This window comes from Micromonospora sp. NPDC003944, from assembly GCF_053605225.1.
In genome coordinates, this window is the sequence record NZ_JBSGIV010000007.1 from 72894 (window position 1) to 89719 (window position 16826).

Below are 16826 nucleotides of genomic sequence, written 5' to 3' on the forward strand. Positions count from 1 at the left end.
TGTCGCGCGAGGTGGATCAGCCGGGTCTACGGAACCCGGCGATCGGCATGGTGGTGATGCTTGAAACCTGCACCGGTTTGCCGGCACGTGGTGCGTGCACCATCTTGTTGTTGCCGAGGTACAACCCGACATGACTCAGGCCGGAGAAGAAGAAGACCAGGTCACCGGGGCGAGCATCGGCCCGCGAGACGGCCTTGCCCTCGTTCCACTGGTCACCGGTGTGGTGGGTGAGGTAGATGCCGGCCGCCTTGTAGGCGAACTGGGTCAACCCCGAGCAGTCGAACGAGTTCGGCCCGGTGGCACCCCAGACGTACGGCTTGCCGACCTTGCCGCAGGCGGTCCTGATCGCGGTACGGGCCGCCGCGCTGACCACTCCGTTGATGGTCGGGCAGGCCGCGGTCACCACGGTGGTCTTGGGCATCGACGCCTCGAGCTGCTTGATCTCCGCGTCGATCTGCTTCTTCTTGGCCGCCAGATCGTTCTGCTGCTTGGTCTGGGTGACGATCAGGGCGTCCAGCTTCTGCTTCTCGCCGTCGTACTTGGCCCGCACGGCCAGCACACCCTCGACCTCCTTGCGCTCCTGCGAAGCGAGCCGGTCGAGGATGGTGAGCTGCTCGGTGAGCGTGTCCGGCTTGGCGCTGACGAGCAGCGCGCCGATGTCGTGCGACGGGCCCGAGATGTAGTAGCGGGAGGCGAGGTCGCCGACCCGGTTGAGCGCCAACTCGCTCTGCAGCGCCAGCGGCTCGATCTTCTTCTGCAGGTTCGCCGACTTCTGCCGGTTGACCTTCAACTGCGCCCGAACCTTGTTGTACTGCTCGATGGTGGGCTCCAACTGCTCCCACTTCTTGTCGATCTGCGCCTCGATCTCGTCGACCGTGGGCGCGGCATGCGCCGGCGCGGTCAACAGACCGGCGCCGACCGCCGCAGCAGCGACCAGGACCAGCACCCGGCGGGCGGCGCGTCGCAGGCCACCGGAGCGAGCAGACGCAACCAGGTCGTGACGATGAGGGGGCATGGTTGCCACCGGCACCGACTCCTTTGCAACCGACCGCCGGGCGCCTCGCGTGAGGGAAGGGCCGAGGCAGACGACCCACAGCGGTCGGTGCCCCACATTAGGGAAGCTCGGAGCGGTAATCAAGGTGAGCGCAGTAACCATCACTGTCGTGCAACCGCTTGCACACCAAGGGTATTGATTCACGAACCAACGATTGCGGTCAATACATCGTCAAGGGTGACCACTCCGAGAGGCCGACGCCCGTCGCTGACCAGCACCATGTGTCGCCGTTCGCGACGCATGGCCAACAGCAGATCGGCGAGCGTACGCTCCGGCGGCACCACCGCCAGTGGCCGGTAGACGTCGGCCGGCACCGGAGACCTGCGGCCCTGCCCGGCGTACCCGAGCACGTCCTTGACGTGCACGAACCCGAGCACCCGACGGGTCGACCGCTGGACCACCGGAAACCGGGACCGGCCGGTCCGGGTGGCAAGCACCTCGAGTGACGCCGGCGAGACGTCCTCGGCCACCGTCACCACCGTCGACCACGGTTGCAGCGCGTCCGCCGCCGTACGCGTGTGCAGCGCCAGCGCGCCCGTGATCCGCGCGTGCTGCTCCGCGTCGAGCAACCCCTCGGTCCGCGCCTGGGAGACCAGACCGGCCAACTCCTCGGCGGTGAACACCGTCTTCACCGCCTCGGACGCCTCGATCCGCCAGAACGCGAGCACCCGCCGGGCCGCCCATTTCATCGCGAGCAACAACGGTTTGGTGGCGACACAGAATGCGTGCATCGCCGGGCCGAGCCACAGCGCGGAGACCTCCGGACCGGCAAGCGTGATGTTCTTCGGCACCATCTCGCCGACGACCGTGTGCAGGAAGACCACCACGCCCAGCGCCAGCACGAACGCCACCGGGTGCACCGCCCGCTCCGGTAGGCCGACCGCGTGGAACGGCGGTTCCAGCAGGTGCGCCAACGCCGGTTCGGCGATCGCGCCCAGACCCAACGAGCAGACCGTGATGCCGAGCTGAGCGCCGGCGATCATCAACGGGATCTGGTTCATCGCCGACAACGCCCAGCGGGCGCGTTTCGACCCGGCGGCCAACGGCTCGATCACCGTCCGCCGGGACGCGATGAGCGCGAACTCACTGCCCACGAAGAACCCGTTGCCGAGCAGCAGCAGCACGGTCACCAGCAGTTCAGTCATCGTCGTCCGGATCCGCCGGGCGCAACACCCGAACCTGCTCGATCCGGTGCCGCTCCACCTCGACGACTGTGAACTCCCAGCCGTCCGCCTCGACCGTCTCGCCGGGGAGCGGGATGTGCCCGAGCTGAGCCATCAGGAACCCGGCCAGCGTCTCGTACGGCCCCTCGGGCAGCCGGAAGCCGGTCCGCTCGGCCACCTCGTCAGCGCGGAGCACACCGTCGACGAGCACGGTGCGCTCGCCGCCCGGCACGGTCAACTCGACCGACGCGTCGTCGTCCACGCTCGCCGGGTCGAACTCGTCGGCGATCTCCCCGACCAACTCCTCGACGAGGTCCTCGACGGTCACCACGCCGTCCGTGCCGCCGTACTCGTCGACCACGATGGCCAGGTCGGCTCCGGCCGCCTTCAGCGCCGCCAGCACGCCGTCCAGGTTGAGACTCTCCGGCACGTACACCGGCTCGCGAGCCACCGAACCGACAGTCGTCGACGCCCGGTCCGCCAGCGGCACGCCCAGGGCGTCCGGCACAGCGGCCACCCCGGTCACCAGGTCCAGGGTCTCCTCGTACACCGGGAACCGGGTCCGCCCGGTCCGCCGCGACTCCTCCAGCAGCTCGGCGACGGTGGCCGTGACGCGCAGCGCGACCACGTCCACCCTGGGGGTCATCGCCTCCGCGGCCCGTTTGTCGCCGAAGCGGATGGTGCGGCGCAACAGCATCGCGGTGTCCGTGGGCAGCGCGCCGGCACGTGCCGAGATGCCCGCAAGCAGGCCCAACTCCTCCGGCGAACGGGCGCTTGCCAGCTCCTCCTGCGGCTCCACACCGAGCGCCCGGACCAGTCGGTTCGCCGCGCCGTTCAACCCTCGGATCACCCAGCCGAGGGTCCGCGAGAAAGCGTGCATCGGACCGGCCGTGGCCAGCGCGGCCGGCATCGGTCGGGCCAGCGCGGCGTTCTTCGGCACCAACTCGCCGAAGAGCATCGAGATCAGCGTGGCCAGGGCCAACGCGAGGAACGGGGTGATCCGCCCGGTGGTGTCACCGGCCAACGGGCGCAGCAGCGGGGTGAAGAGCCGCGCCAGGGCCGGCTCGGCGAGGTAGCCGGTGAGCAGCGCGGTGATGGTGATGCCGAGCTGCGCCCCGGAGAGTTGAAAGGAGAGTTCGCGCAACGCGGCGCGTACCGTCAGGGCGGCCTGGTCGCCCGCGGCGGCCCGCCGATCGATCTCCGGCCGGTCCACCGTGACAAGCGCGAACTCGGCCGCGACGAAGAACGCGTTGCCCGCGGTCAGGGCTACGAAGCCGACCAGGGGCAACAACGTCGTCAAGAGTAGGCCGTCGATGTCGCCTCACCTCGGCGAGATTCTTGCACGACGGCGGCGGCCCTCAGGGGGCCACCGCCGTCGATGTCTCAGAACCCAGGGGTACGCGACTCAGCCGCCGATCGGCGCGGTCTCCTTGCCGCCCTGCGGCTGCTCGGGCTTGACCGAACGGAGCAGCACGCTTGCCACGTCGATCACCTCGACCTGCTCGCCGGCACCCTTGCCGTTGACCCCGTCGTTGAGCATGGTCGAGCAGAACGGGCAGCCGACGGCTACCGTCTTCGCCCCGGTGGCCATGGCCTCCTCGACCCGGTCCACGTTGATCCGCTTGCCGATCTTCTCTTCCATCCACATCCGGGCACCGCCGGCGCCGCAGCAGAAGGAGCGCTCGCTGTTACGCGGCATCTCGGTGAGGTCACCCGCGATTGAGTCACCGAGGACCTCACGGGGGGCCGCGAAGACCCGGTTGTGCCGGCCCAGGTAGCAGGGGTCGTGGTAGGTGACGCCGCCGTCGACCGGCTGCACCGGCGTGAGCTTGCCGGTGGCGACCAGGTGCGCGAGCAGTTGGGTGTGGTGGACCACCTCGAACTCGCCGCCGAGCTGCCCGTACTCGTTGCCAAGGGTGTTGAAGCAGTGCGGGCAGGTCGCGACGATCTTGCGCTTGGTCTTGTCGCGGCCTTCGAACGCCTCGTTCAGGGTCTCCACGTTCTGCTGGGCGAGCATCTGGAAGACGAACTCGTTGCCGATTCGTCGCGCCGGGTCGCCGGAGCAGGTCTCGCCCTCGCCCAGGATCGCGAACTTCACGCCCGCCTCGTTGAGCAGGGTGGCCACCGCACGGGTGGTCTTCTTGGCCCGGTCCTCGAACGCACCGGCGCAGCCGACCCAGAACAGGTACTCGAAGTCGTCCACCTCGCCCACCCGCGGCACCTCGAAGTCCAGGCCCTTGGTCCAGTCCTCGCGGGTGTTCTGCGGGGCACCCCACGGGTTGCCCTTGTTCTCCAGGTTGCGCAGCATCACGCCGGCCTCGGAGGGGAAGCTCGACTCGATCAGCACCTGATAGCGGCGCATGTCGACGATGTGGTCCACGTGCTCGATGTCCACCGGGCACTGCTCGACGCAGGCGCCGCAGGTGGTGCAGGACCAGAGCACGTCCGGGTCGATGACGCCGCCCTCCTCGGCGGTGCCGATCAACGGCTTGTCGGCCTCGGCGAGGGCCAGCACGTCCAGGTGGGCGAGCTGCGCCTGGGTGGCCTTCTCCTCACCGGTCAGGTCCTTGCCGCCGCCGGCCAGCAGGTAGGGCGCCTTCGCGTACGCGTGGTCGCGCAGGCTCAGCACGAGCAGCTTGGGCGACAAGGGCTTGCCAGTGTTCCAGGCCGGGCACTGCGACTGGCAGCGGCCGCACTCGGTGCAGGTGCTGAAGTCCAGCAGACCCTTCCAGCTGAACTGCTCGACGTGGGCGACGCCGAACTGGTCCTTCTCCGGGTCCGCCTCCTCGAAGTCGAGCGGCTTGCCCTGGCTCGTCATCGGGCGCAGCGGGCCGAGACCGGAGCCGGCCGGCCTGGCCGGCTCACGCTTGAAGAAGATGTTGGGGAACGCCAGGAAGCGGTGCCAGGCGACGCCCATGGTGACGTTCAGGGAGATGACGATCAGCCACGTCATCGAGATGGCAATCTTGATCAGCGCGGCGACGCTGGCACCGTCCGACCAGTCGGGCAGCACCGCGCCGACCGCGTGGCTGACCGGGGTGGCCCAGAGCGGGTACTCGAAGTGGTCGGTGGCGACCTTGAAGCCACGGATCAGCAGGCCGAAGATCAGGACCAGCAGCACGATCCACTCGACGAAGTAGCCCTGCCACATGGTCGAGCCGGTGAACCGGGACCGCCCGCCGGGCCGGTTCGGCCGGTTGCGCAGTCGGATCACCATCAGCACCACGATGCCGATCAGGCCCAGCACGGTGATGATCTCGGTGGCCAACCCGAAGATGGTCCAGTGCCCGATGATCGGCAGCCCGCCGGTCGGGGTGACCACCTCGAAGTACGCCTCGAGCACGAGCAGCGACAGCACGACGAAGCCGACCATCACGAACCAGTGCGCGGCACCCACCACGCCCCACTTGAGCATCCGGGTGTGGCCGGCCGTCTCCACGAGCATCGTCCTGGCTCGGGTGACCTTGTCGGAGAACCTCTCCGGCGCGGGTTGCCCGAGCCGGATGACTGCCACCATCTTCAGGACCGCACGCACCGCAAGCCACACCGCCACGGCGGTGATGGCGGCCGCGAGGATCGTGGTGACGATCTGGACGCTGCCCATCGAGTTGGCCTCCCCGGTCTGCTGCCTGATGACCTCGCACCAGCTCGGTCATGCAGTGCAGCCTACGCGAAGGTTACCCAGCGGTAACGTGAGTCATCTCGCAGTAGGCCACGCTGCCTGCGGACACCATAGGGGCCCCCACCCGATCCTGCCGGGCAGGGGCTCGACGGGGTGACGTGGGACCGCCGACGAGGCGGCGGTCGAGGCGGGTCAGCGCCAGCGGGAGAGCAGCGCCAGCGAGGCGACCATCGCGCCGAAGCCGACGGCAAGGTTCCAGTAACCCCACGCCATGACCGGGTACTCCTGCTCCGACAGGTAGTAGAGCACCAGCCAGCCGATCCCGACGACGATCAAGGCGACCGCGGTGACCGGCAACCACACCGGGCTAGGCTTGCGCGACGACGCCGTCGTCGTCGGACGGACGTCCGTCGGCGGGGTGTACACCTTCTTCTTACGGACCTGAGACTTGGGCACGGCGCTCTCCAGAGGGGTGACGACCTCGTCCGGCCTGACAACCGGGCGCGGGGGCGACGGTCCATGGCCAATAATGTTCGAGAGCTAGCGTAGTCCCGATTGGCCGCCCGGACCACGAATGGGGTCAGGCCAGTGCACGGAGTGACCGAAAGAGGCGGGACTGTTCGCATCACCGGCGCAGCCGGCACGGACCGGTCCCCGACACGTGGAAGGAACGCTCGGTGGAGTACACATCCGGCGCAACCTCCTGGCAGAAGGTCCTCCGACGGGCCGCCGCCGGGTTGCTGCCCCGGCGACCGCGTCAGCGCCGTCCCGGCTGGTCGATCGGGGTGCCCCTGATCGCGGCGGCGGCCGGTCTGCTCTTCACCACCACCGCGACCACGGCGGGCGGCACCGCTCTGCGGGAGGACCGGCGACCCCAGCTCAACCAGCTCATCGAGGACCGACGCGAGCAGGTGGCGGCGAGCGAACGCCGGGCCGCCACGCTGCGCGGCGAGGTCCAGCAGCGGACAAACACGCTTGCCGGCTCGGACGCCCCGATCAAGGATCAGCAGAATCGCGCCCAGGGCAGCCTCCAGGACGCCGGTTTCACCGCTCTCGCCGGGCCCGGGGTCACTGTCGAGCTGAACGACGCCCCACAGCTCGACCAGACCCAGTCGGACGCCAGCAACGACGACCTGGTGGTGCATCAGGGGGACGTGCAGGCGGTGGTCAACGCGCTGTGGGCCGGCGGGGCCGAGGCCATGTCAATCATGAACGTCCGCGTGCTCACCACCAGCGCGGTACGCTGCGTCGGTAACACCCTGCTACTTCATGGCCGGGTGTACTCCCCACCGTTCAAGATCGTAGCAATCGGCGATCCCGCTGCCCTCCAGCAGGCCCTCGCCAGCTCTCAGGGAGTCCGGTTGTTCAAGGACGCGGTCGACGACTACCAGCTCGGCTACAAGGAGACGCCCTCCACGGTGCGGGTTCCCGCATTCGAGGATTCCACCGCCCTGCGCTCGGCGACGGTGCCCCGGTGAGCGGCCCGGACGAGCGTCGCGACGGGCGGCACCGGGACCAGACCGACGAGCCGACCGCCTTCCTGCCCCCGTTCGACCGGCCCGCGTCGGCACCCGGCCGACCGACCTCGGCCGGCAACTGGCCCGAGCCGGTGCTGCAGCCGCCGCGCGCCGAGCAACCGACGCGGCCGAGCGCCAGCCGAGCCGAGCCGACCGGTACCCCGGGTCGCCCGAGCGTCGAGGCCCCGCCGCCCTGGCCGGGCTCCGCAGCTGCCGGGCAGGGCCCGCACCGCGGCACCGGGATTCCCCCCGCGACCACTCCCGGCCGCCCGACCGCCACCAACGAGGGCCCGGTTCGGCCCGCCGCCCCCGGCAACGCCCCGACCCGGCCCCCCGCGCCAAGCGCCGCGTCCACTCGACCGGCCGCGCCCAACGCCGCTCCGACCCGCCCGCCGACGACCGGCAGTCCGCCGGGTGCCGCCCCGGCCCGCCCGGCCACGCCCGGCGTACCGCCGATGCCGACCCGGCCGACGACCTCCGGCACTCCGAGTCGGCCCGGGTCCTCCGGCCCGGCGACCTCGCCGCTCGCCGACTCGCCGACCGCGTACATTCCGCAGCTCAGCGCTCGACCCGCACGCCCCACCGGCTCCCCGGCCACCCCGGCCCCCGAGCGCGTCGCGGACCCGGCCGCCACCGCGCTGATCCCGGCCACGCCCGCCACCAGGCCCCCGAGCATGGACTCCACCGCGTTGATGGGTGCCGTTCCCCGCACCGCGGTCCCCGAGGAGCCGACCGGCGGCAACTCCGCGGACACCCCCCAACCCCGACGCGGCGAGCGGGTCGTCCAACTGCGGCCGCACCAGACCGGCGAGGGCTACAAGAGCGTCTACTCCGAGCTCACCCGACCGTCATTCGGCTCGCGGCTGCGCAGCGGCGTCCGCGTGACAGGTGAAATCCTGATCACCTTCGGCCTGGTGGTCATGCTCTTCGCCGGCTACGAGGTCTGGGGCAAGTCGGCAATCGTCGACGCCCACCAGAACGACCTCAACAACGAGTTGGCGCAGGCGTGGGCCCCGACCGACGACCCGACGGTCGTCCCGTCGGCGGGCCCGAGCGCCAAACCGTCCCCACCGGTACGCGGCAAGCCGCTCGCGGGCCTCTACATCCCGAAGCTGGACAAGAACTGGGTCGTCGTCGAGGGTGTCACCCAGGACGACATCCGCTTCGCCCCCGGCCACTACCCGGCCAGCGCGCTCCCCGGCCAGGTGGGCAACTTCTCCGTCGCCGGGCACCGCAACCGGGCCACCTTCTGGCGGCTGGACGAGCTGGACGACGGCGACCCGATCGTGGTCGAGAGCAAGACCGACTGGTACGTCTACCGAGTGTCGCAGTCCCGGATCGTCCGGCCGACCCAGGTCGAGGTGGTGGCGCCGGTGCCCGGCGAGCCGAACAAGAAGGCGACCAAGCGGATGCTCACCCTCACCACGTGCAACCCGAAGTTCGACAACTACCAGCGCCTGATCATCCACGCCGAACTGGACCGCACCCAACCCAAGTCCGCGGGTCGCCCGGCGGAACTGGAAGGCTGACCTGATGTACGCGTTCATCTGGCGCAAGCTGCCGTTCGGCGTGGTCGGCAAGTTGACCGGCTCGGTGCTGCTGGTGGCCGCCACGGTGGCCCTGCTGTGGTATGTCGCCTTCCCCTGGGCCGAGCCGCTGCTGCCCTTCGACGACGTGCAGGTCGAGTCCGGCGTACCCGCCGAGACGGGTGGGGGCGACCCGGTGACCGGGGAGACCCCGGCCGGCGACGAACACGAACTGCCGTACGACACCGACCAGAACAACCCCGCGCCTCCCTCCCCGAGCAGGTGACCATGCGCGTCCTGGTGATCGACAACTACGACTCCTTCGTCTTCAACCTCGTGCAGTACCTGGGCCAGCTCGGCGTGGACTGCGAGGTCCGCCGCAACGACGACATCGACCTCGCCGAGGTGGGCACGGTCGGCGCGGACGGCATCCTGCTCTCACCCGGCCCGGGCAGCCCGGACCGCGCCGGCATCTGCCTGGACGTCATCCGGGAGTACGCGGGCAAGCTGCCGATCTTCGGCGTCTGCCTCGGCCACCAGGCGATCGGCGAGGCGTTCGGGGCGACCGTGACACGCGCCCCGGAGCTGCTGCACGGGAAGACCTCAGAGGTACGCCACAACTCGGTAGGCGTACTCGCCGGCCTGCCCGACCCGTTCACCGCGACCCGGTACCACTCGCTCGCCGTGCTGCCCGAGACGCTCCCCGACGAGCTGGAGGTCACCGGCTGGACCGGCTCCGGCGTGGTGATGGCGATGCGGCACCGGACGCTGCCCATCGAGGGCGTGCAGTTCCACCCGGAGTCGGTGCTCACCGAGGGCGGTCACCTCATGCTTGCCAACTGGGTGGCCAGTTGCGGCCACCCCGAGGCGCTGGAGCGCGCGCCCGCGCTCGCCGCCGAGGTCGACGCCCGCCGTCGCGCGGCCTTCGCCACCACCTGAGCGACCAACTGTCCGGGCCCGGGTTCGGGAGCGACTGCCGGCCCGGTCAGCCCCGCAGCGCCTCCTGGATCGCGGGATCCGCAGCGGAGCGCACCGCCGGGGGTCGGTCGCGCACCGCGTCCCACGCCGCCTTGCCACTCGCGAGGTAGTCCCGAACCGACTTCTCCGCGAGCAGGGCGGCGCTGCACCCGTCACAGCGGGCGACCACCCCGTCCACGTCCAGGCCGAGATGCCGGCACAGCGTCACCGCCCGGGACAGGTGGAAGGACTGGGTGACGATCAGAGCGCGCTCGACGCCGTACACCTCGCGCGCTCTCGCGCAACTGTCGTAGGTGTCCAGGCCGAACGGGTCGGCCACCACCCGACGCCTGTCGACACCCCGCTCGGCGAGGTACGCCGTCATCACCGCCGGCTCGTCGCCGGACGCCCCGCCACCGTCGCCAGACACCAGGACGGCCCTGGCCCGTCCGCTGGCCACCAACTCGGCTGCGGTGTCCAGGCGGCCCGCGAGACGGTCGCCCGGCCGCTGCCGATCGGCCGCCACCTCGGTGCCGAGGACGATCACCACGTCGGCGGCCGGCGCATCGGCGACGGCGTACACGTGGTCGCGGGCGGCGAGCGTCGTCCACAGCCACGGAACACTGACGAGGACCAGCACGGCCAGGCCCGCGACGGCCAGACGTCGAACGCGTCGGGGCCACCGCCGCACCGGGCCGACCGGGGACGCCTCCGGCTCGGTCATGCCGGTGCCCGCCGGGCGCCTAGTCCTGGGGTCGGCTCGGCGGGGGCGGGAACGGTAGACCGATGCCGCCCCCGCCGCCGGGAGGAGTGGACGGCGTGCCGGACGGCGTGTTCGTCGGCGTGTTCGTCGGCGTCGGGTCGGTCTCCGGCTCCGGTTGACTCACCTTGATGGTCACCCTGGTGCCGGTGGGCTTCTTCTCCTTGCCGTTCGGGCTCTGGTCGGTGACATTGCCCGCCTCGGCGATCGGCACCTCCGGCCCGTCCTGCACGGCGACCGTGAAGCCCGCGTTCTGGAGGACCCGGGTGGCCTCCTCCTGGCTCAGCCCGACGACGTCCGGCACCTCGCGGACATTGCCCTTGGAGACCGTGAGCGTCACCTTCGTGTTCTCGGGAACGCTCTCGCCCTCGGGTGGCTCGACCTTGAGAACCTCGTCCTGGCTCGCCTCGTCGTTGACCGTCTTGACCTCGTACTTGAGCTTCGCCTCGGTGAGCCGGGCGATGGCGCTCTCCCGCTTGCTGCCCTTGAGCCCGGCGGGAACGCGTACCTCGGGCTTGCCACCACAGATCTGGATGGTGACCGTTCGGTTCTGCTCCAGCTGGGTGCCCGGCTTGGGATTCTGATCGGCAACGGTGTCCTTGGTGCAGTCACTTGCCAGCACCGGCTCGCCCACCTGAGCGGACAGACCGGCCCTCTGGATGTCGGCGATCGCCGCATCCCGAGTCTTGCCGGTGAGGGTGGGCACCGACTTCAGGTCCTCGGCCCGCTGGCTCCAGAGCAGGGCGGCGACGAGTGCGATCACCGCCAGCACGCCGACCGCGCTGAACATCGCGATCAGCCAGGAGGACGCCTTGCGCTGGCGCGGGTCACCGACCCGGGCCGGGATCTGCCCGGTCTGCGGCCCGCGGCCGGCAACCGGATAGCCACCCCCGCCGCCGGCCGGGGCCATCGCCACCGTCTCCGCCTCGCGCAGCACCGGGGTGGCAAGCACGGGCCGGCCGGCGGCGGCACGGAGCAGGTCGGCCCGCATCTCGCCGGCGCTCTGGTATCTGTTGAGCGGGTTCTTGGACAGCGCCTTGAGCACGATCGCGTCGACGGCCGGGGTGACGTCCGGGTTGATGTCGCTCGGCGTCGGCGGCGTCTCCCGCACGTGCTGGTACGCGACGCTGACCGGGCTGTCCCCGACGAACGGCGGATGCCCGCAGACCAGCTCGAAGAGCACACAGCCGGCCGCGTACACGTCGGAGCGCGCGTCGACGGCCTCGCCGCGGGCCTGCTCCGGAGACAGGTACTGTGCCGTGCCGATCACCGCGCTGGTCTGCGTCATGGTGGTCGCACCGCTGGCAAGCGCGCGGGCGATGCCGAAGTCCATCACCTTGACCTGGCCGGTCTGGGTGAGCATCACGTTGCCGGGCTTGATGTCCCGGTGGATGATGCCGTGCCGGTGGCTGAACTCCAGTGCGGCGCACATGTCGGCGCAGATCTCCAGCGCGCGGCGCGGTTGCAGTCGCCCCTCGGCGCCGAGGACCTCCTTCAAGGTCCGCCCGTTGACGAACTCCATGACGATGAACGGCAGCGTCTCGCCCGTCGGCGCGGTCTCCTCGCCGGTGTCGTAGACCGCGACGATGGCCGGATGGTTGAGCGAGGCGGCGTTCTGCGCCTCCCGCCGGAACCGCATCTGGAACGTCGCGTCCCGGGCGAGGTCGGTGCGGAGCATCTTGATCGCGACGTCCCGACCGAGCCGGAGATCGCGACCACGGTGCACCTCGGCCATGCCGCCATAGCCGAGCAGCTCGCCGACCTGGTACCTGCCACCGAGCAGGCGGGCCTGCGCTGTCATCGCGTCTGTCGTCCTTCGCTCGTCGTCGTCCCGCCGTCACCCGGCTGGAGTCGTACCTCCCGACGGTACGACGTCCGGGTCGGATCGTCGCGCCCGTCGAGTCGTAGCGCGCCGGACGCCACGGTGCGCGGCGCCAGCCCGGCGGATACACCGGCCTGCGACTGCTTCCGTAGGTTGTAGGAAATCACGCCGGAGCAGAGCAGGACCAGCACGGCCAGCAGGATGGCGAGAAGCACCATCCCGGGCCGGGATCGCTGCGGCTCGGATGGTGGCGTCGCCGGGCCGGCCTGCCGGACGTACGCCGGCTGGTGTTCCTGCCGGGGCGGCCCGGACGGCACCGCTGCCGCACCGCGTGGGTAGCCGTTCGGAGCGCCAGGCGGCCGGGCCGGTTGGACGGCCGGCGCGACGGCGGTGGGGCGTGGCTGTTGGGCGGGCGCGACAGCGGTCGGCCTCGGCCCGGCCACCGGCGGGCGGGCACCCGGCGGACGCATCTGGTGCGCCTGCGGCACCTGGGCCCGGCCGGGCGCGGCCGGTGAGGCGGGTGCCGCGGAGACCGGCCCGGAGTTACCGGCGGCCCGGGCCTGCTGGGAGAGCACGGCCTTGAGCTGACGGGCGGCGCCGGCGAGTGCGGCGGCGCTCGGCCAGCGGGCCGCCGGGTCCTTGGCCAGTGCCCGTTCCACCAGGGCGCGCACCTGCGGAGGGATGTCGGCCGGCAGTGGACGGGGCGTCTCCCGGACGTGCCGCATCGCGATGTCGAGGGGGTTGTCGCCCTCGAACGGCCGCCGACCGGCCAGGCACTGGTAGGCGACCACACCGAGGGCGTACACGTCGGACGCCGGGGTGGCCACGCCGCCGGTGGCCTGCTCCGGCGAGATGTACGAGGCGGTGCCGAGCACCGAACCGGCGGCGGTGAGCTGGCCGACCAGATCGGAGCGCGCGATGCCGAAGTCGGTGAGCACCAGCGTGCCGTTGGGCCGGACCAGCAGGTTGCCCGGCTTCACGTCGCGGTGCACGATGCCCTTCTCGTGTGCGGCGTGCAGCGCGTCGGCGGCCTGCGCGACGAGGGCCATCGTCCGGGCCGGGGTGAGCCGACCGACCCGGCTCAACGTGGACGACAGGGCGTCACCTTCGACGTACTCCATGACCAGGAAGGCGATCTGCTGGTCGTTGCCGAAGTCGTAGACGTCCACCACGCCGGGGTGGTTGATGGTGGCCATGGTGCGGGCCTCGCCGCGGAACCGCTCGCCGAAGTCCGGGTCGTCGAGCAGGGCCGGGAGCAGGCTCTTCACCGCGACCGTCCGGCCGAGCACCTGGTCGGTGCCGCGCCAGACGTCGCCCATGCCGCCGCTGGCGATCCGCTCGTCGAGCCGGTAGCGGTTGCCGAGCTGCACGCCGGGGCTGAGCATGTCAGCGACCCCCTGGGTCGGCGATGGCGGCCCGCATGATCTGGCCGGCGATCCGGGCCGCCTCGGCGCTGCCACCGGGGCCGGCCTGCTCCAGCATCACGCAGACCGCCGAGACCGGGTTGCCGTTCTTGTCCAGGGCGAAGCCGATGAACCAACCGTGGTCGGGCCGGTCCGGGGCGGACTGCGCGGTGCCGGTCTTGCCGCCGACCGTGTAGCCGCTGATCGCGGCGTTCTTGCCGGTGCCGTTCCGGACCACGCTCGTCATCATCTCGCGCAGGTCGGCGGCGACCTGCGGCTCGACGGGCTGGCGCAGCTCCCGCGCCTTCGCGGTGTAGTAACTGGTGGTCCGGTCCGGCGCGAGCAGCTGCCGCACCAGGTACGGCCGCATCTGGCTGCCGTTGTTGGCGATCGCCCCGGCGATCATGGCGCCTTCGAGGGGCGTCATCCGGACGTTGTTCTGGCCGATCGAGGACTGGGCCAGTGCGGCCTGGTCGGTGGTGCCGTCCGGGTTCTGGATGTCCCCGGTGCGACTCGCCGCCGTGGTCAGGCCGCCCTCGCCGAGCTGGCCGACGGTCAGGTCGTCCTGCTCGAACCCGAACTGACGGGCCTTCTCCTTGAGGGTCTCGGCACCGAGCCGTACGCCGAGCTGGGCGAAGCCGGTGTTGCACGACTCGGTGACCGCCGACAGCAGGGTGACCTTCGGCTCCGGGCAGATCGAGGCGGCGGCGTTACGGATCGGGGTGCCCGAGGTGGGCGGGGTCCAGCTGGAACCCGCGGGGATCTGGGTGTTCTTGCCGATGCCGTTCTCAAGCGCCGCCGCGGCCACCACGATCTTGAAGGTGGAGCCCGGCGGTAGCGTCTCGGAGAGCGCGCGGTTCTTCAGCGGACCCTCCGGGTCCTGCTCGAGCTTGTTGTACGCCGCCGCCGCCTCGTTGCTGTCGTGGCTGGCCAGCGGGTTCGGGTCGAAGCTCGGCATGGAGACGAGCGCCTGCACCGCACCGGTACGCGGGTCGACGGCGATCGCCGCGCCCCTCTTCGCGCCCACCTCGTTGTTGCGCAGCTGGTCGTACGCCGTGTCCTGGGCCCGCTTCGAGAGCGTGAGCAGCACGTTGCCACCGCCGGTGTCGTCGCCGGTGAACATGTCCTTCACCCGGTCGCCGATCAGCTGGTCGCTCGTGCCGGCCAGGAAGTCGTTCTCCACCTTCTCGATGCCCTGGTCGGCCAGGTTGACCGGCTTGTAGCCGAGCACGTGGGCGTACTTGGCACCACTCGGATAGGTACGGAGGAACTTCAGGTTGCCGGTGGTCTCCTTGCTGGTGGCCACGGCCGTGCCGCCGGCCTCGATGTTGCCGCGCTTGCGGTCGTACTCGGCGACCTGGACCCGACCGTTGTAGTCGCTGGTGCGGTATTCGTCCGCCTTGTAGGCCTGGATCCAGTTGAGGTTGGCGAAGAGCAGACCGAACAGGACCATGACAACGACGCCGACGCGGCGCAGGGGTGCGTTCACGGCTTGATCACCTCCGTGGGAGCACCGTGCAGCTGCTCGGGCGGGCCGCCGCTGGGACGGACCGCCTTGCCGCCGCCTCCGCCGGTCACCGGCCGGCGGGCGCCGTCGGAGACCCGCAGCAGCACCGCGATGAGCAGCCAGTTGGCCATCAGCGACGACCCGCCGGCGGACAGGAACGGGGTGGTCTGACCGGTGAGCGGGATGAGCTTGCTGATCCCGCCGACGATCACGAACACCTGCAGGCCGAGGGTGAACGCGAGACCGCCGGCGAGCAGCTTGCCGAACGAGTCCCGTACCGCGAGCGCGGCCCGCAGCCCGCGCTCCACGATCAGCAGGTAGACGACGAGCAGCGCGGAGAGGCCGAAGAGGCCGATCTCCTCACCGATGCCGGCGAAGATGAAGTCGTTCTGCACCTCGGGCAGGATCTCCGGCTGGCCGCCACCCGGCCCGGCACCGAAGAGCCCGCCCGTGCCCAGGGCCAGCAGGCCCTGCACGAGTTGGTAGCCCTTGTTGGTCGGGTCGGCGAACGGGTCGAGCCAGATCTCCGCCCGCAGGTAGAAGTTGGCGAACGGCCCGCCGACGGTCGACCCGAGGACGTAGGCAAGGTATGCGCCGCCGAAGAAGAGGACCAGGCCGATCAGCAGCCAGCTCACCCGTTCGGTGGCGATGTAGAGGGTCACCACGAACATGCCGAAGTAGAGCAGCGAGGTGCCCAGGTCCTTCTCGAACACCAGCACCAGGACGCTGATCAACCAGACGCCGACCACCGGGCCGAGGTCCCGGCCGCGCGGGAAGTCGATGCCGAGGAAGCGTCGGCTGGCCAGCGACAACACCTCGCGCTTGCGCACCAGGTAGTAGGCGAAGAAGACGAGCAGCGCCAACTTGGCGAACTCACCCGGCTGGATGGAGAAGCTGCCCACCCGGATCCACAGCTTCGCGCCGTTGATCTCGGAGATGCTCGACGGCAGCACCGCCGGGATCATCACCAGCACGATGCCGGCCAACCCCAGGGTGTACGCGTACCGCGAGATCGACCGATGGTCCCGCATGATCGCGAGCAGGGCGGCAGCGAGGATCACCGCACCGAGCGTCCAGGCCAGCTGACGCCCGCCCTGCCCCGCGAAGACGGCCAGGCCCTCCCGCTCGGCCACCGGGGCGTCGCCCAGGTCGATCCGGCGCAGGAAGCCCACCCCGAGCCCGTTGAGCAGGGCCACCGCCGGCAGCAGGGCCGGGTCGGCGAACGGGGCGAGGAACCGGATGACCAGGTGCAGGCCGAGGAAGACCGCGCCGAGCGCGGCGGCCGGCATCCAGAAGTCCGGGGTGACCGTGTCCAGCAGGTTCGCCTCGACGGTCGCCCCGTACGCGGCCACCAGCACCATCGCGAGCAGCAGCAGGGACAGCTCGGCGTTGCGGCGCGACCGCGCCAGGCGTACGCCGGATTGCTCGCCCGCGGTGGCGGGCGAGGGTGCCGGTGTGGCCGCTACGGTCACGGGTGGAGTCCTCAGGATCTCAG

At 70.8% G+C, this 16826-nt stretch carries 14 protein-coding genes; 4 read left to right on the forward strand and 10 right to left on the reverse strand.

The features are described 5' to 3' along the window. Nucleotides 1-16 precede the first annotated feature (16 nt). From ACWER9_RS05280 to ACWER9_RS05300, 5 genes are all read right to left on the reverse strand, one after another. Nucleotides 17-1030 (reverse strand): C40 family peptidase, encoded by a 1014-nt coding sequence (locus tag ACWER9_RS05280; protein WP_452300594.1) that lies wholly within the window; start codon nucleotides 1028-1030, stop codon nucleotides 17-19. 164 nt (nucleotides 1031-1194) lie between these two features. Next, nucleotides 1195-2199, reverse strand: a complete 1005-nt coding sequence (locus tag ACWER9_RS05285) for a hemolysin family protein (protein WP_452300595.1) — start codon at nucleotides 2197-2199, stop codon at nucleotides 1195-1197. Continuing rightward, on the reverse strand, nucleotides 2192-3505 hold the full coding sequence (locus tag ACWER9_RS05290) for a hemolysin family protein (protein WP_452300650.1): 1314 nt from the start codon (nucleotides 3503-3505) through the stop codon (nucleotides 2192-2194). The genes ACWER9_RS05285 and ACWER9_RS05290 overlap by 8 nt, the downstream gene beginning before the upstream one ends. Before the next feature lie 117 nt (nucleotides 3506-3622). Next, entirely contained in the window at nucleotides 3623-5821 is a 2199-nt protein-coding gene (locus ACWER9_RS05295) for a (Fe-S)-binding protein (RefSeq protein ID WP_452300596.1), read from the reverse strand. A 210-nt stretch (nucleotides 5822-6031) separates the two neighbouring features. After that, entirely contained in the window at nucleotides 6032-6295 is a 264-nt protein-coding gene (locus ACWER9_RS05300; protein WP_030331997.1) for a cell division protein CrgA, read from the reverse strand. A gap of 221 nt (nucleotides 6296-6516) precedes the next feature. Between ACWER9_RS05300 and ACWER9_RS05305 the strand changes: the two genes are divergently transcribed. From ACWER9_RS05305 to ACWER9_RS05320, 4 genes are read left to right on the forward strand one after another with little or no spacing between them, the layout of a single operon-like run. After that, complete coding sequence (locus ACWER9_RS05305) at nucleotides 6517-7317, forward strand: DUF881 domain-containing protein (RefSeq protein WP_452300597.1); 801 nt, start codon at nucleotides 6517-6519, stop codon at nucleotides 7315-7317. Further along, nucleotides 7314-8885 carry a class E sortase gene (locus ACWER9_RS05310; RefSeq protein ID WP_452300598.1) on the forward strand — a complete coding sequence of 524 codons (1572 nt, stop codon included), beginning with the start codon at nucleotides 7314-7316 and terminating at the stop codon, nucleotides 8883-8885. Before ACWER9_RS05305 ends, ACWER9_RS05310 begins: the two co-directional genes overlap by 4 nt. Before the next feature lie 4 nt (nucleotides 8886-8889). After that, nucleotides 8890-9168, forward strand: coding sequence for a hypothetical protein (locus tag ACWER9_RS05315; RefSeq protein WP_210783073.1), 279 nt, complete (start codon nucleotides 8890-8892; stop codon nucleotides 9166-9168). Between the two features lie 2 nt (nucleotides 9169-9170). Next, nucleotides 9171-9821 (forward strand): aminodeoxychorismate/anthranilate synthase component II, encoded by a 651-nt coding sequence (locus ACWER9_RS05320; RefSeq protein WP_452300599.1) that lies wholly within the window; start codon nucleotides 9171-9173, stop codon nucleotides 9819-9821. Nucleotides 9822-9867: 46 nt separating this feature from the next. Here the strand turns inward: ACWER9_RS05320 and ACWER9_RS05325 are convergent, their stop codons facing one another. From ACWER9_RS05325 to ACWER9_RS05345, 5 genes are read right to left on the reverse strand one after another with little or no spacing between them, the layout of a single operon-like run. Further along, nucleotides 9868-10563 carry a SanA/YdcF family protein gene (locus ACWER9_RS05325; protein ID WP_452300600.1) on the reverse strand — a complete coding sequence of 232 codons (696 nt, stop codon included), beginning with the start codon at nucleotides 10561-10563 and terminating at the stop codon, nucleotides 9868-9870. Between the two features lie 19 nt (nucleotides 10564-10582). Continuing rightward, nucleotides 10583-12400 (reverse strand): Stk1 family PASTA domain-containing Ser/Thr kinase, encoded by a 1818-nt coding sequence (gene pknB, locus ACWER9_RS05330; protein WP_452300601.1) that lies wholly within the window; start codon nucleotides 12398-12400, stop codon nucleotides 10583-10585. Next, entirely contained in the window at nucleotides 12397-13806 is a 1410-nt protein-coding gene (locus ACWER9_RS05335; protein WP_452300602.1) for a protein kinase domain-containing protein, read from the reverse strand. The genes pknB and ACWER9_RS05335 overlap by 4 nt, the downstream gene beginning before the upstream one ends. A 1-nt stretch (nucleotide 13807) precedes the next feature. Next, nucleotides 13808-15313, reverse strand: a complete 1506-nt coding sequence (locus ACWER9_RS05340; RefSeq protein ID WP_452300603.1) for a peptidoglycan D,D-transpeptidase FtsI family protein — start codon at nucleotides 15311-15313, stop codon at nucleotides 13808-13810. After that, nucleotides 15310-16803, reverse strand: coding sequence for an FtsW/RodA/SpoVE family cell cycle protein (locus ACWER9_RS05345; protein WP_452300604.1), 1494 nt, complete (start codon nucleotides 16801-16803; stop codon nucleotides 15310-15312). Before ACWER9_RS05345 ends, ACWER9_RS05340 begins: the two co-directional genes overlap by 4 nt. Between the last annotated feature and the right edge of the window lie 23 nt (nucleotides 16804-16826).

Excerpts from the sequence above, each read along its gene's own strand:
- ACWER9_RS05285 (WP_452300595.1), bottom strand. The coding sequence starts at position 2,199 with ATGACTGAACTGCTGGTGACCGTGCTGCTGCTGCTCGGCAACGGGTTC.
- ACWER9_RS05295 (WP_452300596.1), bottom strand. The coding sequence starts at position 5,821 with ATGGGCAGCGTCCAGATCGTCACCACGATCCTCGCGGCCGCCATCACC.
- ACWER9_RS05315 (WP_210783073.1), top strand. The coding sequence starts at position 8,890 with ATGTACGCGTTCATCTGGCGCAAGCTGCCGTTCGGCGTGGTCGGCAAG.
- ACWER9_RS05320 (WP_452300599.1), top strand. The coding sequence starts at position 9,171 with ATGCGCGTCCTGGTGATCGACAACTACGACTCCTTCGTCTTCAACCTC.
- ACWER9_RS05325 (WP_452300600.1), bottom strand. The coding sequence starts at position 10,563 with ATGACCGAGCCGGAGGCGTCCCCGGTCGGCCCGGTGCGGCGGTGGCCC.
- pknB (WP_452300601.1), bottom strand. The coding sequence starts at position 12,400 with ATGACAGCGCAGGCCCGCCTGCTCGGTGGCAGGTACCAGGTCGGCGAG.
- ACWER9_RS05335 (WP_452300602.1), bottom strand. The coding sequence starts at position 13,806 with ATGCTCAGCCCCGGCGTGCAGCTCGGCAACCGCTACCGGCTCGACGAG.